We start from the raw sequence: 24,317 nt of genomic DNA, 5'->3' as shown, positions 1-24,317 counted from the left end.
TCAAGGAATCGACATGCGCGACACCCCCATTGACCAAAAACGAACGGTCGTGACCCAGGTCAACGGCGAGATTCACTATGAAACCCAGATCAGTTTTAGCTCCATGTCGCTCGTCGATGGCGACATTCGTGTGCATCGTGCTGAAGGCAATCAGCTAGACGTTCCGGTGGCCGGGGCGGATTTCGCTTGGCGCATTGATCTGGATGGGGTGCATAGAGTACCGGTAACGCAGGCAGCGGTTGAACCGGAGGAACCGCTGCCTGTCGATGACAGTTTGAAGTTGTTCAACTCGAAAACCGTGTGGATCACACTGGCGCTGTGGTTCTTCGTCAGTTCGGTGTTCGGTTGGCTGGGGATTGTGGTGGCAGGCGGATATCTCGGTTACCAGTGGCGTGAGGTGGAAAAGCGCAAGGGACAGTTGGCCAAGGCAACCGTCGTTGAAGCCGTGCCCCGTTCCGGCTCGGGGATGTCACGGGAAAGCGTGCGCAAGGCATTGGCCCGCAAGCGGTAATTCGGCACACATCAAAAACAAAAAAGGGGCGGCCTGATCATCGATCAGGCCGCCCCTTTTTTATTGCCGCTCAGTCAGATCAGTGCATTTTGCTGTGATCGTGACCTTCCATGTTGGTCAGCGCGCGAACCGGCGCTTTGACTTCGATGGTCTCTTTCTCGCCTTTGGCGTTTTCCACGGTCAGGGTCAGCGGCACGCTTTCGCCTTCCTTGAGCTGACCGGTCAGGCCCATCAGCATCACGTGGTAGCCGTTCGGATCCAGCTTGACGGCTTTGCCGGCTGGCAGTTCGACGAACTTCACCGGGCCCATGCTCATGACGTCGTTCTTCATGGTCATTTCGTGGATCTGCACGTCTTTGGCCACGGGCGTCGCGACGCTGAGCAACTTGCTGTCGGTGTCGGCGGTGAGGGTCATGAACGCGCCGCTGGCGGACTGGGTCGCCACGGTGGCACGGACCCAGGCGTCGTCGACTTTGGTCTGCGCGGAGACCTGGAACGCCAGGCCCAGCAGAGACAGACCGATAACAGCGCGTTTGATGTGGTTCAGAACAGGTTGCATCAGCAAACCTCCATAACAGTAAGCAAATCTTCCGTGCATTGTTCTGCCGAAAGCGAAGTGGACAGCCCCAGGCGCAAGCCGCCATTGGAGTCGTAAACGTAACTGGTGGCAGTGTGCGAGATGGTATAGGTGTCGCCGGCCGGGACTTTCTCGTAGAACACGTCGAATTCCTTTGCCGTGGCCGCGGTTTCCTCAAGCGTGCCGTACAGCGCAACGAACGTCGGGTCGAAGGCTTTCATGTAGGCGTCGAGGATTTCTGGTGTATCGCGTTCGGGATCGAGGCTGATGAAAATCACCTGTAAACGGTCGCCATCGGCGCCCATCAGCTTCTTGATTTTCGCCGCGCGGGCGAGGGTGGTCGGGCAGACTGCCGGGCACTGGGTGAAGCCGAAGAAGACCATCGGCATCATGCCGCGAAAGCTCGACAGCGTCATGGTTTCGCCATCGGTGTTCTTCAGTTTGAAGGTACGTCCCATGATCTTGTTACTCAGATCCTTGCCGTACTTGTACGACAATTGGCCACGGGTGTCGCAGCCGGCGAGCAGGCCGAGCCCAAGCACGCCCATTCCCGCAAGCACCTTGCGGCGAGTCAACAAAGCCGTCATCTAATACCGCCTTTTGCAGCCCGTCAGTCGGCAGGACTGGCGGGGGGTTAACCGTAAAAGCGGCGCATGATACCAAACTGCAGGCAGACGCCGGCCACGGATCGCCGCGCGGCACAGGATCGAGCGACAAAAGGTGTAAGAAAAAGTGACGACGGACTCACTGCACCCGCGAATCCTCAACGCTCCAGCCGCCGCCCAGCGCGGTGTACAGATTGACCTCGGCGACCAGTTGCGCGAGGCGATCGGTGATCAGACCCTGTTGCGAACTGAACAGCGAACGCTGCGCATCGAGAAACGTCAGGCTGCTGTCGACGCCGTTCTTGTAACGATTCTGCGCGAGGTTGTAATAGGTCTGAGTAGCCGCGACCAGATCGCGCTGCGCCTGCAATTGCTGCTGATACGTACTGCGCGCGGCGAGGCCGTCGGCGACTTCCTGAAACGCGGTCTGGATCGACTTTTCGTATTCGGCCACCGCCACGTCTTTCTGCAACTTCGAATAATCCAGACTCGCGCGCAGGCTGCCGGCGTTGAAGATCGGCAGGCTGATCTGCGGCTGAAAGGTCCACGCGCCCGAGCCGGCGCCGAACAATCCGGACAGGTCACGACTGGAGGTGCCGGCATTGGCCGTCAGGCTGACGCTGGGGAAAAACGCCGCTCGCGCTGCACCGATATTGGCGTTGGCGGCCTTGAGTTTGTATTCAGCCTGGAGAATGTCCGGACGGCGCTGCAACAGATCCGATGGCAAACCGGCCGGCAGTTGTTGCACCAGATCGCTGGCCAGCGGACGTGCCGGCAGAGAGTCCGGCACTGGTGCGCCGACCAGCAGGGTCAGGCTGTTCAAGTCCTGCGCGACCTGCCGCTGATAACGCGCCAGATTGGCCCGTGAACTGTCGACGCTGGTCTGCGCCTGCGCCTGCTCCAACGCCGAAGACTTGCCGGCTTCGCGATTGCGCGTGGTCAGGTGCAGGCTCTGTACGTCGGCGGCGAGGGTGTCGCGGGTCAGTTCCAGCAGCTCCTGATCGGCGCGCCAGGTCAGGTAGGCATTGGCGACGTTGGCTACCAGACTCAACTGCGCACTGCGCCGCGCTTCCTCAGTCGCAAGCCAGGTTTGCAAGGCTTGCTCGCTGAGGCTGCGCACGCGACCGAAGAAGTCCAGTTCATAGGCGCTGATGCCGAGGTTGGCCGAGTACGTCGAGTTGATCAGCGCTTTGCTTCCGGTCACGCTCGGCGGCATCCGCTGGCGTAACTCGTTGGCGTTGGCCGACACCGCCGGGAACAGGTCGGCGCGCTGAATGCGGTATTGCGCCTGAAAGGCTTCGACGTTCAATGCCGCCACGCGCAGGTCACGGTTGTTGACCAAGGCGCTTTCAATCAGCTGTCGCAGCGCCGGGTCGGTGAACAGCGTGCGCCAGTCCTCGCTGGTCGTGGCCGCTTGCGTTTCTGTCGGATATTGCGCGGCACTGGGTGAAGCGGGGCGCTGGTACTCGGGAATCAAGGAACAACCGCCCATCAGCATTGCCATGGACAGCAGGGAAAGTCGCAACGTCAACATCGAACTGCCTCATGCATTAAAAGAGCGTTGTGCTCAGGCGCCGGCCATCCATTTCGCCAGACCGTGGCGACCACTGACCCCAAGTTTGGCCGTGGCGCGTTTGAGATAGGTCTCGATCGAGCTGTTTTTGACCCGCAGCTTTTCCGCCATTTGCGGCACGGTGCCGCCGGTCAAAAGGCCCAGACAGACTTCTTTTTCGCGCACCGACAGGGCGATGTCGCTTAATGCCAGGCGCTCATCGAACACCTGTGCCAGCGGCGCCTGATCAAGTTCGGCCAAGGGCTGGCGAGGTTGCCGGGCGAGGATTTGCCGATTGATCTGCGCGTGACGTTCGATCAGTGGCAGCAGGGTGTCGGACAGACTTTTCAGAAACGACAACTCCGGCAGGGAAAACACCCGTTGCGTATGCGGTCGGTAAAACGAAATCACGCAACGGCGGTTAGACGTACGCGAAACCAGATTGCATTGATGGGCGCTGTGCTGCGGATGGCGCGGCTGCAGCGAGGCTCTCAGTTGAATCAGCAGCGAATCGTTCATCTCGATCATTTTTTGCAACAGCGGATGATCGTCGGGACTCTCCAGCGGATCGGGCGGGGCACACGTCTGCGCCGGACCGGCGCTGCCCAAGGGTTTGATGTCGACCACACTGGCCTGACGCTCATCCAGCGTCCACTCACTGAGATCTACCCGGTTGACCGGCACCAGTGTGTCGACCAACTGGAACATGTTCGTGGCAAAATGATCATCGCCGGTACTGGCAATCAGTTCACCGAGTTGCCAGTAGAAGTGTGGGTTTTCGGTGTTGCGAATAGTGCCGGTCAGATTCATATCCTTCATCCCTGGTTCAGAGCCATCACTGAATCGTCTGCCGTCTCTGTAAAAGCCGCCCACGCAGTCATTTCTCCTTGAACATGATCTGGAGCGGGATTTAAGCCTATGGATTTGTCCTACGTCTGTAGGGGAAAACAGGGACACAAAGTGCCACTATTTCTGAATGTTGGCGCCGGGGTTCTGACGCCGCTGAACACAGGTGTACCGGTGTGAGTGACTGTTCAGTCACGCTCAGGCCCCGGAAACCCGGGCGATGGTCAATTCTGATCGGCAACGCTCGAGCAAATGGCGGCGCTGCTATGTGGTTTTTTTCCTACAAGCTTTTCAGTATTTCCTCTCCGAACTTTTAGACAGTGCCTGCGACAACCACGCCAGCAAAGCTTCACAGGCGGGTACGGACGGGGTGATTGTCCGGGTTTCAGGTGTCATGTCAGCGTCAGGGCCGATGTTTGAATACCGGCAAAATCACATGAGAAGGATCTTATGCAGCCTAATTCTGCCAACGTGGCGGACGATCTGTCCGTGCCTGTCGAGACATTCGCGCTGACAGCCGCTCAACGGGATATCTGGCTGGACCAACTGAGCCGCGGAGATTCGCCGCTGTATAACATTGGCGGTTATGTCGAACTGACCGGGCCGCTGGATCCGGCATTGCTGCAATCGGCACTTGAATATCTGGTGGAAGCCAACGATGCCTTGCGCATTGTTCTGCGATCGAACGTTGGTCACGACGGGCTGCCGTTGCAAGGGTTTGCCCAGGCGTTGCCGGTGGCCATGCCACTGCATGACTTCAGTGGGCACCCCGATCCGCAGTCGGCGGCCCGCACGCTGGTCGAAGAGCAGATGGCGCATGCCTTCGTGTTGCACGGGCAAGCGTTGTTCCGCTTCACTCTGATTCGCCTCGATCGCGATCACCACTGGTTGGCAGCGCAGGCCCACCACTTGATTATCGATGGCTGGGCTTTCGCTCTGCTGTTCAAGTCGCTGGGCGACATCTACAGCGCGTTGTGCCGTGGCGAGCGCCCGAGTGGGGCGGCACCGTCCTATGTCGGCTTTATCGAAGATGACGCGCGCTACCATCAGTCACCCCGCTATGAGCGAGACCAACGCTACTGGCTGGACAAGTACCACAGCTTGCCCGAACCCTTGTTGACTGCTCGCCATCGCGAATCCCTCGACGTTGAAGCCGCCCCCAGCCGCATCCACGTCGAGGCTTTTCCAACCGTGCTGCACGAGCGCATGAAAGACTGCGCGCGGCAATTGGGTGGCTCGGCCTTTCACGTCTTGCTCGCGGCGCTGCATGTGTATTTCAGTCGCACGGCCCAACGTGACGAGTGGGTGGTCGGGTTGCCGATTCTCAATCGCTCCGGTGCCCGCTTCAAAAGCACGCTAGGGTTATTCACCCAGGTCAGTGCAATGCGCATGGGGTTTGGCCGGGCGCTGTCATTCGGTGAGTTGATCAAAGCGATTGGTGCTGGCCTGAAGCAGGATTTCCGCCATCAACGCTACCCGCTGAGCGAGATGAACCGCGCACTGGGCCTGTTGCGTGAAGACCGTGCGCAACTGTTCGAACTGTCGGTGTCCTACGAGCAGGACGACCATGACTACCGTTACGGTGAGGCGTCGGGACACTCGGTCAAGGTCTCCAGCCAGCACGAGGCGACACCGCTGGCCATTCACCTGCGCAGCAACCGCTACAACGACAAAGCCTGGTTGCATCTGGTGTACTCGCCGGCCTGTTTCACGGCTGACGAGATCGCGTCGTTCACCGAGCGTTTGTTGCTGATTCTGCAGCAAGGCCTGGAATGTCCGGAACGGGTTATCGCTGACTTCAACCTCAATAGCCTGGCAGAGCAGGCCCTGCTGAACGAGTGGAACGACACCTGGGTCAGTTATCCGCAGGGCCAACTGATTCATCGGCGATTTGAATCCCGAGTGAGCGAACAACCGGACGCTGTTGTGGCGACTTGTCAGGGGCGGACGCTGAGCTACGCCGAACTGAACCGGCAAGCCAATGCGTTGGCTCATCATCTGCTGGGCCTCGGTGTACGGCCGGATGACCGGGTGGCAATCGTCGCGCGCAGGGGCTTGGAGACATTGGTCGGGCTGTTGGCGATTCTCAAGGCTGGCGCCGCTTATGTGCCGATTGACCCGGCGCATCCGCCCGAGCGCCTGAGCTATTTGCTCAGTGACAGCGCTCCGGTGGCGTTGCTGAGCCAAAGCGATCTGCGTGAGCGTTTGCCTGCCACAGCGCTGCCGGTGATCGAGCTTGATCGGCGCGAATGGTTGCTCGACAACACGACCGATCCTGACCTGCCGGGTTTGACCACGGACAACCTCGCTTATGTGATTTACACCTCCGGCTCAACCGGGTTGCCCAAAGGCGTGATGGTCGAGCACCGCACACTCGGCAATCTGGTCGACTGGCACTGCGCGGCGTTCGGTCTCGGCATCGGACAGCACACGTCGAGCCTCGCCGGCTTCGGTTTCGACGCGATGGCGTGGGAGGTCTGGCCGGCGTTGTGTGCCGGGGCGACGCTACATTTGTCACCCGCAAGCGAAGGCAGCGAAGACATCGACGCGCTGCTCGACTGGTGGCGTGCGCAGCCGTTGGACGTCAGTTTCCTGCCAACACCGATTGCCGAATATGCCTTCAGCAAACAACTCGATCACCCGACCTTGCGCACCTTGCTGATCGGCGGTGATCGTCTGCGCCAGTTCAACCGTGCGCAGTCGTTTGCGGTGGTCAACAACTATGGCCCGACCGAAGCCACGGTGGTCGCCACTTCAGGACTGATCGCACCGGGGCAGGCGTTGCACATCGGCAAACCCGTCAGCAATGCCACGACGTACCTGCTCGATGATCAACAGCGCCCGGTGCCGATCGGCATTATTGGCGAGTTGTATGTCGGCGGCGCCGGGGTGGCTCGGGGTTACCTGAATCGTCCTGATCTGACCGCCGAACGCTTCCTCGACGACCCGTTCAGTGTGCAGCCGGATGCGCGCATGTACCGCACCGGCGATCTGGCCCGGTGGTGCGCCGACGGCAACCTTGAATACATCGGTCGCAACGATGATCAGGTGAAGGTGCGCGGTGTGCGTGTCGAGCCGGGCGAAATCGAAGCGGCGCTCAGCAGTCATGACGCGGTACAGGAAGCTGTGGTGCTGGTGCGCGACGGTCAGCTGTTGGCATGGTTCACCGAGCGTGAAGCGCTGGACATCCTGCATCTGCACGCGCACCTGACCTCGCGCTTGCCGTCCGCCCTGTTGCCGACGGCGTACGTGCGCTTGGCAACGTTGCCACTGACCGCCAACGGCAAGCTCGATCGCCAGGCCTTGCCAGCACCGGGACCGGAGGCGTTGATCCGTCGCGAATACGAGGCGCCGCAAGGTGACGTCGAAATCGCCCTGGCGCAGATCTGGGCCGAGGTCTTGCAGGTCGAACGGGTAGGGCGTCACGACCATTTCTTTGAGCTGGGCGGCCACTCGTTGTTGGCGGTCGGGCTGATCGAGCGCATGCGCCAGATCGGCATGAGCAGCGATGTTCGCGTGCTGTTCAGCCAACCAACACTGGCCGCGTTGGCTGCAGCGGAGGGCAGCGGCCGTGAGGTCGAGGTGCCGGCCAATCGCATTCCCGCCGATTGCACGCACATCACGCCAGAGCTGCTGCCGCTGGTGCAGCTGGATCAGGCGATGATCGAGCATATCGTCGCAACAGTGCCGGGCGGTGCCGCCAACGTGCAGGACATCTACCCCTTGGCGCCATTGCAGGAAGGCATTCTCTATCACCACATCACCGCCGCACAGGGCGATCCGTATCTGCTGCAATCACTGCTGGCGTTCGACAGTCTCGAACGGGTCGAGGCCTTCGCCGCTGCGCTGCGTGAGGTCATGGCGCGGCACGACATCTTGCGCACGGCAGTGGTCTGGGAAGGACTGACGTCACCGGTGCAAGTGGTCTGGCGCGAGGCCATCTTGCCGGTGCAAGAGGTTGAACTTGATCCTGCCCACGGCGCGATCATCGATCAATTACACCAGCGCTTCGATGCGCGGCGCTATCGCCTCGACGTCAGTCAGGCGCCGCTGCTGCGCCTGATGTATGCCCGTGATCCGGCGCACAACCGATTGGTCGGCATTTTGCTGTTCCATCATCTGGCGATGGATCACATTGCGCTGGAAGCGATGCGCGAAGAAATTCATGCCAGCCTGTCCGGGCACTCGGAGACGCTGGCGCCGCCAGTACCGTATCGCAACTACGTGGCGCAGACGCGGCTGGGCGTCAGCGAGCAGGAGCATGAAGCGTTCTTTCGCCAGATGCTCGGCGACATCGACGAGCCGACCTTGCCGTTCGCTTTGCAGAACGTGCAGGGTGACGGCAGCAACATCGAAGAAGCCGAGCAAACCCTGGCATCCGGTCTCTATCAGCGCATGCAACAGCAGGCGCGTTCGGCTGGCGTGAGTGTCGCCAGCCTGATCCACCTCGCTTGGGCGCAAGTATTGGCGGCGACATCCGGCCAGCAAAGTGTCGTATTCGGCACGGTGCTGATGGGGCGCATGCAGGGCGGCGCGGGTGCCGACCGGGCGCTGGGGGTGTTCATCAACACCTTGCCGCTGCGGGTCGATGTCGGCCAAGGCGCGCGCGCGGCGGTGAAGTCCACCCATTCCCGCCTGACCGCGTTGCTCGCCCATGAGCACGGCTCTTTGGCGCTGGCTCAACGTTGCAGCGGCGTTGCTGCGCCAGCGCCGTTGTTCAGCGCCTTGCTCAACTATCGGCACAGCGATGATGTCGAGCAAAAAACCTCCCGGCAGACCTGGCAGGGCATCGAGACTCTGGCCAACGAGGAGCGCACCAATTACCCGTTTACCCTGAGTGTCGATGACCTCGGCACAGGTTTGCGTCTGACCAGCAGAACCTTGTTGAACATAGGCGCGCAGCGGATTTGCGCTTACGTGCAGTCAGCGCTGAACGGTTTAGTCGAAGCGTTGGAGACCACGCCGCAGCGGCCGCTGAACAGCTTGCCGTTGTTACCGCAGGAAGAACGGCAACGGCTGCTGATCGAGTTCAACGCTACTGAAGTCGATTGCCCGATGGACCAGCCACTGCAGGCGCTGTTCGAACAGCAGGTGCAGCGCCAACCGGATGCCATCGCCGTGCAATTTGCCGAGCAGCGCCTGAGCTATCGCGAGTTGAACAAGCAGGCCAACCGTCTGGCCCATCAACTGCGCGAACTCGGCGTACAGCCGGATTCACGGGTGGCGATCTGCGTCGAGCGCGGGCCTGAGCTGGTGATCGGTCTGCTGGGCATTCTCAAGGCGGGTGGTGCATATGTGCCGCTCGATCCGGATTATCCGCTGCAACGACTGAACTACATGTTGCAGGACAGCGCACCGGTCGCGCTGCTGGTGCATGCCGCGACGCGCGATCTGCTGGGCGAACCCGGCGTGCCGCTGATCGATCTCGATCTCGGTGCATGGCAGGACCAACCGCACGACAATCCGCAGGTGCCGGGCCTCGGCGCGGCGAATCTGGCCTACATGATCTATACCTCCGGCTCCACCGGTACGCCAAAAGGCGTGATGATCGAGCACCGCAGTGCCTGCAACATGGTGCACTGGGGTTCGCAGTTGTCGCCGCCCACTGAACACGGCGCGTTACTGCAAAAGGCGCCGTACAGTTTCGACAGTTCGGTGTGGGAGATTTTCTGGCCACTGTGCTCGGGGATGCGTTTGGTCTTGGCGCGGGCCGATGGCAATCGCGATTCGGCCTATGTGACGCAAGTGATCCGCGAGCAGAACATTACCGTGGTCAAGTTCGTGCCGGCGTTGTTGCAACAGTTCATCGAACAGGACGATGTCAGCCAGTGCACCAGCCTCACCGACGTGCTTAACGGTGGCGGCGAGTTGACCGTTGCCCTGGCCCGGCAAGTGCGCGAGCGCCTGCCGTGGGTGCGTCTGCACAACGTCTATGGGCCGACCGAAACCACGGTCGACAGCAGTGGCTGGACCCTGGAACCCGGCGAACCGGTGCCGCCGACGCTGGTGCCGATCGGCAAGGCCCTGAGTAACACGCGGCTGTATGTGCTCGATGCCGGCGATCAACCGGTGCCGTTTGGCGTCAGCGGGCATTTGCACATTGGCGGGGTGGGCGTGGCGCGGGGCTATCTGGGACTGCCGCAATTGCAGTCCGAACGCTTTATCGACAGCCCGTTCGTGGCCGGTGACCGCTTGTATCGCACTGGGGATCTGGTGCGTTACGGCGCTGACGGCAATCTCGAATTCCTCGGTCGCAATGACTTCCAGGTCAAGCTGCGCGGGGTGCGCCTTGAGCTGGGCGAGATTGAAGCGCGCCTGCTGGAACATCCGGCCATTCGCGAGGCGGTGGTGCTGGTGCGCGATGAGCGGCTGGTGGCTTATTACACCCTGCGTGCCGAGCTGGCTGCGCCGACGCTTGAAGCATTGCGAGCGCATGTATTGGCGCAGTTGCCGGAGTTCATGGTGCCCGGCGCCTACGTGATGCTGGCGGCGTTGCCGTTGACGCCCAACGACAAAATCGATCGCAAGGCGTTGCCGGAACCGGGGGCGGAGGCGCTGCTCAGCCGTCCTTACGAGGCCCCGGAAGGCGATGTGGAAACGGCCCTGGCGCAGATCTGGGCGCAGGTGCTCAAGGTCGAGCAGGTGGGGCGCGACGACAACTTCTTCGAACTGGGCGGGCATTCGCTGCTGGCGGTCAGTTTGGTCGCGCGCATGCGCCTGGCCGGCCTGCATGTCGACGCGCGGACGCTGTTCAGCCAGCCGACACTGGCCGCGCTGGCAGCACAGACCACGCGGCAGGCCAGGCACGTCGAGATCGCCCAGACCACCATCCCGAACCTCAACCGCAAACGCCGGCTCTGATCCTCGGACACAAAACCTGTGTGAGCGAGCCTGCTCGCGAAGGCGTTGGTTCAGTCAATGATGATGTCGACTGACCCACCGCTTTCGCGAGCAGGCTCGCTCCCACAGGGGGCTTGCGGTGCTCAAGCGCGCGGCTTGTCCCCGCTTCCCATGTCAGACACCCAAGCCCCGATGTTTTAGTTTTTCCAGGCTGCGCGCCGCGTGCACGGACTCGCTGCTGCGCGCTCCTTTTTTCCGTATTTACAGCAGGTTACCTCATGCATTTCAGCGAACTGATGGCTGTTATTTCCACCCATGCGATCCGCCTTCAACAGGAAGATGAAGACCTGATCATTCTGGGCAGCGACGACGCGCTGGATGACGCGTTGTGGGACAGCCTCTCGGCGCACAAGGCGCAACTGCTGGAACTGGTTGCAGAACACGGCGGTGACTGGCTGAGCCCGGCCTTTCGCATCACCCCGGACATGCTGCCGCTGGTAAAGCTGAATCAGGACACGCTGGACCGCATCGTCGCCACCGTGCCGGGCGGCGCCGCCAATGTGCAGGACATTTATCCGCTGTCCGCATTGCAGGAGGGCATGCTCTATCACCACCTCTCGGCGGCTGCTGGCGACCCTTACATCTCGCAGGCACGCTTCGCGTTCGACAGCCGGCACCGGCTGGACGCCTTCGCCGACGCGCTGCGCTGGGTGGTCAAGCGCCACGATATCCTGCGCACCTCGTTCGTCTGGGAATACCTCGATGAAGCGGTGCAAGTGGTCTGGCGCGAGGCGCCGCTGGTGTGTGAGGAAGTCAGCGTCGACAGTGGTGCCGACGTGCTCACGCAACTGCTCGAACGTCACGATCCGCAGCACTTTCGTCTCGACATGCAGCAAGCGCCGCTGTTGCGCATGGTCTATGCGCAGGATCCTGCGCAGGGCCGCGTCGTTGCGCTGTTGCTGTTTCATCACATGATCATGGATCACGTCGCGCTGGATGTGCTGCGCCGGGAAATTCAGGCCTGTCTGCTCGGGCAAACTGCGCAGGTGCCAGCGGCGGTGCCGTATCGTGATCACTTGGCCAATGCACGCGGTGCCGGCAACGAGCAGGCGCAGGAAGCTTTTTTCCGCGACATGCTCGCCGATATCGACGAGCCGACGCTGCCCTGTGGTTTGCAAGATGTGCAGGGTGACGGCCACGCCATCGAGGAAGCCTCGCTGATGCTCGACAGCCGCTTGAGCCGGCAGTTGCGCGAGCAGGCGCGGCAGCTCGGCGTGAGTGTCGCGAGCCTGACGCATCTGGCCTTGGCGCGGGTGTTGGGGCAATTGTCCGGGCGCACGGCGGTGGTGTTTGGCACCGTGCTGCTGGGGCGGATGGACGCGGGCGAGGGCGGTGAGCAGGCGTTGGGGATGTTCATCAACACCTTGCCGCTGCGCGTTGATGTCGGCGAGCAAAACGTGCGTGCCGGCGTGCGGGCGACCCATCGGCGCCTGACCGCGCTGCTGGCGCATGAGCAGGCTTCGCTGGCGTTGGCGCAACGCTGCAGCGCCGTCGCGGTGCCGACGCCGCTGTTCAGCGCGATTCTCAACTACCGGCACAGCAGTGCCGAAGAAGTCGCTGACGTGGTCGACATTGCCCCCGGTGTGCAGGTGCTCGGCGCGCGTGAGCGCACCAATTATCCGTTGACCATCAACATCGATGACCTCGGCGCAGACTTGCGCATCACCGCACTGGCGGATGCGGCGCTGGGTGCCGAGCGCATGGCCGCGTACCTGAATACGGCGCTGGAGAGTCTGGCGGCAGCCCTGCAATCCAGTGCCGATGTGGCGCTGCAAGCGCTGAAAATCCTCCCCGCCAGCGAACGCGAGCACCTGCTGCACGGCAGCAATTTGCCGCTGACGCAGTTCCCCGCCACCCCGCTGATCCACCAGCAATTCGAAGCCCATGCAATGGCCCGCCCGGACGCCACGGCGCTGATCTTCGAAGGGCAGACGCTCAGCTACGGCCAACTCAATCGTCGCGCCAATCAGGTCGCCCACCATTTGCTGGCGCTGAACATTCGCCCTGACGACCGCGTGGCCATCTGCGTCGAGCGTGGCCCACAGATGATCATTGGCCTGCTCGGCGTGCTCAAGGCGGGCGCCGGTTACGTGCCGATCGATCCGGCCTATCCGCTCGACAGAATCAGCTTCACCTTGGAGGACAGCGCCCCGGCAGCGGTGCTGATGCAGGCGGCGACCCGTGATCGCGTGACCGCTCTCGACGTGCCGCAGATCGACCTCGACAGCGCTCACTTCAAGGCCGAACCCGACAGCAATCCGCAGATCCCCGAGCTGACCCCGACGCATCTGGCGTACGTGATCTACACCTCAGGCTCCACGGGTCTGCCCAAAGGCGTAATGGTCGAGCACCGCAACGTGGCGCGGCTGTTTTCTGCCACCCATGACTGGTTTCAGTTCAATCAACAGGACACCTGGGCGCTGTTCCATTCCTTCGCGTTCGACTTCTCGGTGTGGGAAATCTGGGGCGCATTGGCTTTCGGCGGGCAATTGCTACTGGTCCCGCAAGCCGTCAGCCGCGCGCCGGACGACTGCTATGCATTGCTCTGCGAAACCGGCGTGACCGTGCTCAACCAGACGCCGAGTGCGTTCCGCCAACTCATCGCCGCGCAGGGTCGCAGTCGGTTGCAGCACTCCTTGCGGGAAGTGATTTTCGGTGGCGAAGCGCTGGAGCCGGGTCTGCTCAAACCTTGGTACGCACGGGTCGGCAATGCCGGAACGCGGCTGGTGAACATGTACGGCATCACCGAAACCACGGTGCACGTGACCTATCGCCCGCTGCAAGCCGCCGACGCGCAGTTGCTCGGTGTCAGCCCGATAGGCGTGCGCATTCCCGACCTGCAACTGTATGTCCTCGATGCTCTGCGCGAGCCGGTCCCCGTCGGCGTGATCGGTGAGCTGTACGTCGGAGGCGCCGGGCTGGCGCGCGGTTATCTGAATCGCGAAGCGCTGACGGCCGAGCGTTTTATCAATGATCCGTTTGGCGCAAACGCCGAGGCGCGGTTGTATAAAACCGGCGACCTTGCACGTTGGGCGGCGGATGGCAGCCTCGAATATCTCGGCCGCAATGACGATCAGGTGAAAATTCGCGGTTTCCGCATTGAGCTGGGTGAGATCGAGGCACGTCTGTCTAGTTGCGAAGGCGTGCGCGAAGCCGTGGTGATTGCCCGTGAGGACAGCCCCGGTGATCAGCGTCTGGTTGCCTACTGGCTGGCCGACGCCGACGTCGGCGCCGCGCCTGACGTGGCGCAGTTGCGTGATCATTTGCTGGCCACGTTGGCCGACTACATGGTGCCGAGCGCGTTCGTTCGCCTGGAAGCCTTCCCGCTGACCACCAATGGCAAGCTCGACCGCAAAGCCTTGCCGGCACCGGACAGCGAGGCCTTCGCCCACCGTGGTTTCGAAGCGCCGGTCGGTGCCGTGGAAAACCTGATTGCCGATCTCTGGCAGACGTTACTCGGAGTCGAGCAGGTCGGTCGCCATGACAACTTCTTCGAACTCGGTGGGCATTCGTTACTGGCGGTGAAGCTGATCGAGCGCATGCGCCAACAGGATTTGCATTGCGACGTGCGCGTGCTGTTCGGTCAGCCAAGTGTGGCAGCGCTGGCGGCGACCTTGAGCAGCGAACGCGTCATCGTCGTGCCGGACAATCTGATCGAGGCGGGTTGCTCGCGCATTACCCCGGCCATGCTGCCGCTGGCCCATCTCGATCAGGCCGCGATCGACCGCGTGGTTGCCAGCGTACCGGGCGGCATCGCCAATGTGCAGGACATCTATGGGCTGGCGCCGTTGCAGGCGGGGATTCTCTATCACCACTTGGCGACCAGTGCCGGTGATCCCTATGTGTTGCAGGCGCAATTTGCGTTCGACGGTCTGGCGCAGATCAAAGACTTCGTTCGTGCCTTGAACGGCGTGATCGAGCGCCATGACATTCTGCGCACCGGCATTGTCTGGGAAGGGCTGGAAGAGGCGGTGCAAGTGGTGTGGCGTGAGGCGCCACTGGCGCTGGAGCGCGTCGATGCCGATGAACTCGACGGCGACGTGCTGGAGCAGATGCAGGCGCGTTTCGATCCACGCCACTATCGTCTGGACCTCAATCGCGCGCCGCTGATGCGCTTTGTCTACACCGAAGATCAGCCGCACCAGCGCTGGATCGGCATTCTCCTGCTGCACCATATCGTCCTCGATCACACCGCGCTGGACGTGCTGGTCGCGGAAATGAACGACGTCATGCTCGGCCGCAGCAGCGACCTGCCGCCGCCGGTGCAATACCGCCACTTTGTCGCGCAGGCGCGGCTCGGCGCCGATGATCAGGCCCACGAAGCGTTCTTCCGCGAGATGCTTGGCGATATCGACGAACCGACCGTGGCCTTCGGTTTGCAGGACGTGCACGGCGACGGCAGCGCCATCCTCGACAGCCAATCAGAGCTGGACGCCGACCTGGGCCAACGTCTGCGCGAGCAGGCGCGGCGGCTGGGTGTCAGCGTTGCCAGCCTGGTGCATCAGGCCTGGGCTCAGGTGTTGGCGCAGGTTTCCGGCCAGCAAGACGTGGTGTTCGGCACTGTATTACTGGGGCGCATGCAGGGCGGAGAAGGTGCAGATCGGGCGCTGGGCATGTTCATCAACACCTTGCCGTTACGCGTCAGCGTCGGTGCTGATGCGGTAGAACACGGCGTGCGTGCCACGCATGCGCGTCTGGCGCAGTTGCTCGGCCATGAGCAGGCGTCATTGGCGCTGGCCCAGCGTTGCAGCGGTGTTGGCGGTGCGCAGACGCTGTTCAGCACCTTGCTCAACTACCGCCACAGTACGCCGGAGTCGGCCGCTGTAACGTGGGACGGCGTGCAGATTCTCAGCTCGCGCGAGCGTAGTAACTATCCGTTGGTGGTCAGTGTCGACGACCTCGGCGAAGGGTTCCGTCTGAGCGTGCAGGCCGTGCCGCAGGTGGATGGCGCGCGGGTCTGTGATTTCCTGCAAACCGCGCTGCACAGTCTGGTCACGGCGCTGGAGTACACGCCGACGGCACCGTTGCAGCAGCTATCGATCGTGTCGCCGGGCGAGCGGCAGCGCGTGCTGGTTGGCTTCAACATCAGCGGTCGGGAATACCCGCCCGCGCAGACAGTGCCGCGGCTCTTTGAAGCGCAAGTCTTGGCGCATCCCGAAGCGTTGGCAGTGGTGCAGGCTGAGCAACAGTTCAGCTACCGCGAACTGAACCAGCGCGCCAATCGTCTCGCTCATCACTTGATCGGCCTCGGCGTGCAAGTCGACGATCGTGTTGCGCTGTGCCTGCGTCGCGGGCCGGACATGCTCGTCGCACTGCTGGCGATTCTCAAGGCCGGCGCGGGTTACGTGCCGATCGATGCGGATTATCCGGCAGAACGCATTGTCTACCTGTTGCAGGACAGCGACCCGATCGCGGTGCTGGCGCAGGCCTCGACGCGTGACCTGCTTGGCAGAGTGCCGGTGATCGATCTGGATGCCAGCGACTGGCAGCATTTGCCGGACAACAACCCGCAACGGCCGGGGCTGACCCCGGCGAATCTCGCCTACGTGATCTACACCTCGGGTTCCACCGGGCAGCCGAAAGGCGTGATGGTCGAGCACCGCACCCTGGAAAACCTCGTGCACTGGCACGCTGAAGCCTTCGATCTGCACGCTGGCAGCCACACCGCCAGTGTTGCCGGTTGCGGTTTCGATGCCATGGCCTGGGAAGTCTGGCCAGCGCTGTGTGTCGGCGCGACCGTGCATCTGCCACCGCCCTCGATCAAAAATGAACACCTTGATGAACTGCTCGAATGGTGGCGTGCGCAGCCGTTGCAAGTGAGCTTTTTGCCGACCCCGGTGGCCGAATATGCCTTCAGTCGTGAACTGGGCCATCCAACCCTGCGCACGCTGCTGATCGGTGGCGACAAGTTGCGCCAGTTCCCGCGTGATCAGACGTTCGATGTGATAAACAACTACGGCCCGACCGAAGCCACGGTGGTCGCGACGTCCGGGCGCATCGAAACCGGGCGGGTTTTGCACATTGGCCGGCCAATCGCTAATGCCCGGGTTTATCTGCTCGACCGCCAGCAACAGCCGGTGCCGACCGGTGTGCAGGGCGAGTTGTATGTCGGTGGCGCCGGGGTTGCACGCGGCTATCTGAATCGCCCGGATTTGACCGCCACACAGTTCCTCGACGACCCGTTCAGCGACGAGCCGCTCGCACGCATGTACCGCACCGGCGACCTCGCGCGCTGGCTGGACGACGGCAATATCGAATACCTGGGGCGCAACGACGATCAGGTGAAACTGCGCGGTGTACGCATTGAACTCGGCGAAATCGAAGCCGCGTTGAGCGCTCATGACGCGGTCCGCGAATGCGTGGTACTGGTGCGCGACGGGCGTCTGGTTGCGTGGTTCACTGACATCGAGCAGGTCGAGATCGGCGACTTGCACCGCCATCTGCAAGCGCGACTGCCGGACACGTTGGTGCCGGCTGCCTATGTGCGGCTCGACAGCCTGCCGCTGACCGCCCACGGCAAACTCGACCGCAAGGCCTTGCCCGAACCGGATCAGGACGCGTGGCTCAGCCGTGAATATGAAGCGCCGCAAGGCTTGGTCGAAATGGCGTTGGCGCAGATCTGGGCCGACGTACTCAACATCGAACAGATCGGTCGTCACGACAACTTCTTCGAACTCGGCGGTCATTCGCTGTTGGCGGTGAGCCTGATCGAGCGCATGCGTCAGGCCGGTCTGAGCGCCGATGTGCGCGTGCTGTTCAACCAACCGAGCCTGGCCGCGCTGGCGCGGGCCTTGGGCAGTGGCCGGGAAATCGACGTGCCGGCCAATCTGATTCCAGCCGATTGCACGCACATCACCCCCGACATGCTGACACTGACCACACTCGATCAGGCCAGCATCGAACGCATCGTCGCCACGGTGCCGGGCGGCGCCGTCAATGTGCAGGATATCTATCCGCTGGCGCCGTTGCAGGAAGGCATCCTCTATCACCATTTGAGTGCCGGGCAGGGCGATCCGTATCTGCTGCAATCACGTCTGGCTTTCGACAACCGCGAACGTTTACAGACCTTCGCCGCACACTTGCAGCAGGTCATCGCCCGTCACGACATTCTGCGCACCAGCGTGGTCTGGGAAGGCTTGCCCAGCCCGCAGCAAGTGGTCTGGCGGCAGGCGCAGATGGTCGTGCAGCAAGTGCCGCTTGATCCACAGGACGGCGATATCCTCGAACAGCTGCACGCGCGTTTCGATGCCCGGCATTTCCGCCTCGATCTGAATCAGGCACCGCTGATCCGCATGGTCTACGCCGAGGATCCGGCGCAACAGCAAGTCGTCGCCATCGTGCTGTTCCATCACTCGATTCTCGACCACACCGCCATGGACGTGATCGGCCGGGAAATGCACGCATTGATGTTCGATCAGATCGACACGCTGACGCCGCCGATGCCGTACCGCAACTACGTGGCGCAGGCGCGCTTGGGCGCCGATGCGCAGGAACATGAGGCGTTCTTCCGCGAGATGCTCGGCGATATCGACGAGCCGACCTTGCCCTTCGGTCTGCAGGATGTTCAGGGCGACGGGCGTGGCATCGAAGAAGCGCTGCAAGCGGTCGATGCCGGGCTCAATCTGCGCCTGCGTGAGCACGCCCGGCAATTGGGCGTCAGCCCGGCGAGCCTGATGCACATGGCCTGGGCGCAGGTGCTGGGCGTGGTCTCCGGCCGCTGCGACGTGGTCTTTGGCACTGTGTTGATGGGGCGGATGCAGGGCGGGGAGGGCGCCGACCGCACGCTCGGGGTATTCATCAATACCTTGCCGCTGCGCGTTGATCTCGCTGAAGGCGTGCGTGCCGGGGTGAAAACCACCCATGCGCGGCTGACGGCGTTGCTCGGCCACGAACACGCGTCGCTGGCGCTGGCCCAGCGTTGCACTGCAATGGGCGGTTCCGCACCGTTGTTCAGCGCCTTGCTCAACTATCGACACAGCGCCGCCGAACAACAGCCGCGCGACAACCAGGGGATCTGGCAGGGCGTGCGCATGCTGGGCGGTGAGGAGCGCAGCAATTATCCGCTGACCTTGTCGGTGGATGATCTGGGCGAAGGCTTTGCCCTCAATGTGCTGGCGCTCGCCGAGATCGGTGCGCAACGGATTTGCAATTACATGCACACCGCGCTCGAACATCTGGTGACGGCACTGGAAGAGACGCCGCAGCGTCCGCTCAACCGTTTGCCGGTGCTTTCGGTGGCGGAATACGAGCATTTGCTGGTCGGCTTCAACCAACATTCAGCGGCCTATCCGCGTGGCGCGACGATTCACCGCCTGGTCGAGGCTCAGGCCGAGCAGCGGCCGGAGGCACTGGCAGTGGTTCAGGGCGCCCGGCAACTGACCTACGCTCAGCTCAATCAGCGCGCCAATCGCCTGGCCCATCACTTGCTCGGGCTCGGCGTGCAGCCCGATGACCGCATTGCCGTGTGTCTGCGCCGTGGCCCGGACATGCTCGTCGCGTTGTTGGCGATCCTCAAGGCTGGGGCCGGTTATGTGCCGGTCGATCCAGCGTATCCGGCGGAACGCATCGCTTATCTGTTGCAGGACTGCGCGCCGATGGCGGTGCTGGCCCAGGCTGCGACGGCTGATTTGCTCGGCGCCGTACCGCTGATTGATCTGGACAATCCCACCTGGCAGCAGTTGTCCGAGAGCAATCCGCAAGTACCGACGCTGACCCCGGCACATCTGGCCTACGTGATCTACACCTCCGGCTCCACCGGCCAGCCGAAGGGCGTGATGGTCGAACACGCGACGCTGGAGAACCTGGTGCACTGGCACTGCGAGGCCTTTGACCTGCGCGCCGGCAGCCACACGTCGAGTGTCGCCGGGTTCGGTTTCGATGCGATGGCGTGGGAGGTCTGGCCGGCGTTGTGCGTGGGCGCGACCCTGCACCTACCGCCTCAATCGGTGAGCAACGAGCACCTCGATGAGTTGCTGGAATGGTGGCGTGCGCAGCCGTTACAGGTGAGTTTCCTGCCGACGCCGGTTGCCGAATATGCGTTCAGTCGCGACCTCGGCCACCCGACCTTGCGCACGCTGTTGATCGGTGGCGACAAACTGCGCCAGTTTTCGCGTGAGCAGACCTTCGCGGTGATCAATAACTACGGCCCGACCGAAGCCACGGTGGTTGCCACCTCCGGCGCGGTCGAGGCCGGGCAGGTGCTGCATATCGGTCGGCCAATGGCCAACGCGAAGATTTACTTGCTCGACGACCAGCAGCGTCCAGTCCCGGTCGGCGTTGCGGGAGAGTTGTATGTCGGCGGTGCCGGTGTGGCGCGGGGGTATCTGCATCGCCCCGAGTTGACTGCCGAGCGCTTCCTCGACGACCCGTTCAGCGACGAACCGCAGGCGCGCATGTATCGCACTGGTGACCTCGCGCGCTGGCTCGCCGACGGCACAATCGAGTATCTGGGACGCAACGATGATCAGGTCAAACTGCGCGGCGTGCGCATCGAGTTGGGCGAAATCGAAGCGGCGTTGAGCGCTCACGAAGCCGTGCAGGATTGCGTGGTGCTGGTGCGCGACGGCCAGTTGCTGGCGTGGTTCACCGAGCGCCTGAGCGTCGAGATCGAGGACTTGCGCAATCATCTGCAAACGCAATTGCCGCAAGCCCTGGTGCCCGCCGCTTACGTGCGCCTGCCAACACTGCCGCTGACGGCCAACGGCAAGCTCGACCGCAAGGCGTTGCCGGAGCCGGATCAAACGGCGTGGCTGAGCCGCGAATATGCCGCGCCGCAAGGTTCGGTGGAAATCGCGCTGGCGCAGATATGGTCGGACGTCTTGAACGTCGAACAGGTCGGCCGTCACGACAACTTCTTCGAACTGGGCGGGCATTCATTGCTGGCGGTGACGCTGATCGAGCGCATGCGTCAGGTCGATCTGAGCACCGATGTGCGTGTGCTCTTCAGCCAGCCGACGTTGGCCGCACTGGCGGCTGCGGTGGGCAGTGGGCGTGAGGTTGCAGTGCCGGAGAACCTGATTGCAGCCGATTGCATTCACATCACCCCGGACATGCTGCCGCTGTTGCAACTGGATCAGGCCGGCATCGAGCGCATCGTCGCTACGGTGCCGGGTGGCGCGGCCAATGTGCAGGACATTTATCCGCTGGCGCCGTTGCAGGAAGGGATTTTGTATCACCACCTTAGCGCCGTGAAAGGCGATCCGTACCTGCTGCAATCGTGTCTGGCATTCGACAGTCTCGAGCGTTTCCAGGCGTTCGCTGCCGCGCTGCGCCAGGTCATGACGCGCCACGACATTCTGCGCACGTCCATCGTCTGGCAAGGGCTGGCGGCGCCGGTGCAAGTGGTCTGGCGGCGTGCCGAGTTGCCGGTACAAGCCGTGGCGCTGGAGCCCGCGCAGGGTGAAGCCATCGAGCAACTGCGGGCGCGCTTCGATGCGCGGCACTGGCGTCTGGAGCTGGATCAGGCACCACTGATGCGTCTGGTGTATGCGCTCGACCCGGACAATCAGCGCGTGGTTGCCATACTGTTGTTCCACCACATTGCCATGGACCACACCGCGCTGGCGGTGGTCAGCGAAGAAATGCAGGCCATTTTGCGCGGCGATGAACGATTGCCGGTGGCCGCTGTGCCGTACCGCAATTATGTCGCACAGACTCGCCTTGGCGTCAGCGAACAAGAGCACGAAGCATTCTTCCGCGAAATGCTCGGCGACATCGACGAACCGACGCTTCCGTTCGGCCTGCACGATGTGCATGGCGACGGTAATGACATCGAGGAGGTCTGCCAGCCGCTGCCCGCCGTGGTGGCGCAGCGACTGCGCAGTCAGGCGCGGTTGCTCGGTGTCAGCGTCGCCAGTTTGTTCCATCTCGCCTGGGCGCGGGTGCTGGCGGCAACGTCCGGTCAGGAACGCGTGGTCTTTGGCACGGTGCTGCTTGGCCGCATGCAGGGCGGGGCGGGCGCGGATCGCGGGTTGGGCATGTTCATCAACACCTTGCCATTGCGTGTGGATGTTGACGAAAGCAACGTGCGCGCCGGGGTCAAGGCCACGCATGCGCGGCTCAGTGCGCTGTTGGCGCACGAACATGCTTCGTTGGCGCTGGCCCAGCGTTGCAGCGGTATCGCGGCGCCGTCGCCGCTGTTCAGTGCGATGCTCAATTACCGGCATAGCGACAGCGAGGCCCGTCAGAACGCCAAGCGTGAATCCTGGCAGGGCATCGAATCCCTTGCCGGCGAGGAGCGCACCAATTACCCGTTGACCCTCAACGTCGACGATCTGGGCAGCGGTTTTGAACTGACAGTGATGACGCCGTCGCGCATCGGTGCAGCACGCATCGGTCAGTACATGCACAACGCGCTGACCGCGCTGGTTGAAGCCTTGGAGCACACCCCACAGCAAGCGTTGAATCGCCTGACGGTGTTGTCGGACAAAGAGCGGCAGACGTTGCTGTTCGGCCTCAATGCCACCGACGTCGATTACGATGTGCAGCAGACGCTGCACGGCCTGTTCGAGGCGCAGGTGCGGCGCACGCCACAGGCATTGGCCGTCGTCGCCGACGATCAGACATTGAGCTACGCGCAACTGAACGAGCGCGCCAACCGCTTGGCCCGGCACTTGATCAGCCTCGGCGTGCAAGTGGATTCACGGGTGGCGATCTGCGTCGAACGCAGCCTGGAAATGGTCATCGGCCTGCTGGCGATCAACAAGGCTGGCGCCGCTTATGTGCCGCTGGACCCGGCCTATCCGCCGGAGCGTCTGGCCTACATGCTTGAGGACAGCGCGCCGGCCGTGGTGTTGGTGCACAGGGCGACCCGCGAGTTGCTGGGGGATATTAGGGCGGTCGATCTCGACCAGAACACCTGGCAATCCCTGTCCGCAGACAATCCGCAGATCCCGGCGCTGACACCACAACACAGCGCCTACGTGATTTACACCTCCGGCTCCACGGGCCAACCGAAAGGCGTGGTCAACGAGCATGCCGGGGTGGTCAACCGCTTGCTGTGGATGCAGGACGCCTATCGCCTGACCGCTGCCGATTCGGTGTTGCAGAAGACCCCGTTCAGCTTCGACGTGTCGGTGTGGGAGTTCTTCTGGCCGTTGATGACCGGCGCACGCCTGGTCATGGCGCGGCCCGACGGGCACAAGGATCCGCAATACCTCAGCGATGTAATCGAGCGCGAACACATCACCACGCTGCACTTTGTGCCGTCGATGCTCGATGTGTTCCTCGCCAACAGCGACACCACACGCTGCGACAGCCTGCGTCAGGTGATGTGCAGCGGTGAAGCGTTGCCGGGCAGTCTGGTGCGACGTTTCAAACTTCAGTTGACGGGCAGCGAGTTGCATAACCTCTACGGCCCGACGGAAGCCGCCGTCGATGTGACCGCGTGGAACTGCGCCGGGCCTGTCGAGCAGACCCCGGACAACACGCCGATCGGCAAACCGATCGCCAACACCCGCCTCTACATCCTCGATGCGCAGCAGCAACCGGTGCCGCAAGGCGTGATCGGCGAGTTGTACATCGCCGGTGTGCAGGTGGCGCGCGGTTATCTGAACCGACCTGAGCTAAGTGCCGAGCGCTTCCTCGACGATCCGTTCCAGGCCAACGGGCGGATGTATCGCACCGGTGACGTCGCCCGCTATCTGGCGGACGGCAACATCGAATATCTGGGGCGCAACGATGATCAGGTGAAAATTCGCGGTCTGCGCATTGAGCTGGGCGAAATTCAGGCGCGGCTTGCCCGGATCGAAGGTGTGCAGGAGGCCGTGGTGGTCGCCCGTGAAGACGTGCCCGGCGACAAACGTCTGGTCGCGTATTACACCGGTGAACGCCTGGAAATCGACGTGCTGCGCGCTCAACTGCTGGAAAATTTGCCGGACTACATGGTGCCTGCGGTGTTTGTGCATCTCGACGCTTTGCCACTGAGCCCCAACGGCAAGCTCGACCGCAAGGCGCTGCCGGCACCGGATCAGCAATCGTTGAAAACACGCGAATACGAAGCCCCGGTCGGTGACGTCGAAATCACCCTCGCACGGCTCTGGGCCGAACTGCTCAACGTCGAACGGGTAGGGCGCCACGACCACTTCTTTGAACTGGGTGGTCACTCATTACTGGCGGTCAGTCTGATCGGCCGGTTACGTCAGGAAGGCATGGAAGCCGATGTCAGGGCGTTGTTCGAACAACCGACCCTGGCCGGCTACGCCGCAATTACGGAAAGAATGGAGATCGTCCTGTGAATGTGCTCGAACTATTGGCAACCCTGAAGGCAAAAGACATTCAGTTGGCGGTGACCGATGATCAGCTGCGGGTGAACGGCAACAAGCAGGC

8 protein-coding genes (1 of these 8 cut by a window edge) are annotated in these 24,317 nt (G+C 62.5%); 4 read left to right on the top strand and 4 right to left on the bottom strand.

Going from position 1 to position 24,317, the window contains the following annotated elements; all coding sequences use genetic code 11:
• Nucleotides 1-13: 13 nt before the first annotated feature.
• Complete coding sequence (locus tag ACZ0A4_RS11445) at nucleotides 14-511, top strand: hypothetical protein (protein WP_463574760.1); 498 nt, start codon at nucleotides 14-16, stop codon at nucleotides 509-511.
• A gap of 79 nt (nucleotides 512-590) precedes the next feature.
• Here ACZ0A4_RS11445 and ACZ0A4_RS11440 read toward each other — a convergent pair whose 3' ends face one another.
• The 4 genes from ACZ0A4_RS11440 to ACZ0A4_RS11425 all read right to left on the bottom strand — a co-directional run bounded on the left by ACZ0A4_RS11440 (nucleotide 591) and on the right by ACZ0A4_RS11425 (nucleotide 4,055).
• Nucleotides 591-1,070, bottom strand: a complete 480-nt coding sequence (locus ACZ0A4_RS11440; protein ID WP_463574758.1) for a copper chaperone PCu(A)C — start codon at nucleotides 1,068-1,070, stop codon at nucleotides 591-593.
• Complete coding sequence (locus ACZ0A4_RS11435; RefSeq protein ID WP_008079652.1) at nucleotides 1,070-1,675, bottom strand: SCO family protein; 606 nt, start codon at nucleotides 1,673-1,675, stop codon at nucleotides 1,070-1,072. Before ACZ0A4_RS11435 ends, ACZ0A4_RS11440 begins: the two co-directional genes overlap by 1 nt.
• A gap of 157 nt (nucleotides 1,676-1,832) precedes the next feature.
• Nucleotides 1,833-3,227, bottom strand: a complete 1,395-nt coding sequence (locus tag ACZ0A4_RS11430) for an efflux transporter outer membrane subunit (protein ID WP_463574756.1) — start codon at nucleotides 3,225-3,227, stop codon at nucleotides 1,833-1,835.
• 33 nt (nucleotides 3,228-3,260) lie between these two features.
• Nucleotides 3,261-4,055, bottom strand: a complete 795-nt coding sequence (locus ACZ0A4_RS11425) for a helix-turn-helix transcriptional regulator (RefSeq protein ID WP_463574755.1) — start codon at nucleotides 4,053-4,055, stop codon at nucleotides 3,261-3,263.
• A gap of 486 nt (nucleotides 4,056-4,541) precedes the next feature.
• Here ACZ0A4_RS11425 and ACZ0A4_RS11420 point away from each other — a divergent pair, with 486 nt between their 5' ends.
• The 3 genes from ACZ0A4_RS11420 to ACZ0A4_RS11410 form a co-directional block, all read left to right on the top strand.
• Complete coding sequence (locus tag ACZ0A4_RS11420) at nucleotides 4,542-10,952, top strand: amino acid adenylation domain-containing protein (protein WP_463574754.1); 6,411 nt, start codon at nucleotides 4,542-4,544, stop codon at nucleotides 10,950-10,952.
• 257 nt (nucleotides 10,953-11,209) lie between these two features.
• Nucleotides 11,210-24,226: an amino acid adenylation domain-containing protein gene (locus tag ACZ0A4_RS11415; RefSeq protein ID WP_463574753.1), complete on the top strand. Its 13,017-nt coding sequence runs from the start codon at nucleotides 11,210-11,212 to the stop codon at nucleotides 24,224-24,226.
• Nucleotides 24,223-24,317, top strand: partial view of a non-ribosomal peptide synthase/polyketide synthase gene (locus tag ACZ0A4_RS11410; RefSeq protein WP_463574751.1) — the beginning only. 17,752 nt of this gene lie beyond the right edge of the window; 95 of the gene's 17,847 nt are visible here — the first part of the coding sequence; its start codon is at nucleotides 24,223-24,225; its stop codon lies off the right edge, out of view. Before ACZ0A4_RS11415 ends, ACZ0A4_RS11410 begins: the two co-directional genes overlap by 4 nt.

Source organism: Pseudomonas sp. AC172, from assembly GCF_979258595.1.
This window is presented reverse-complemented; position numbering and strand designations above follow the sequence as displayed.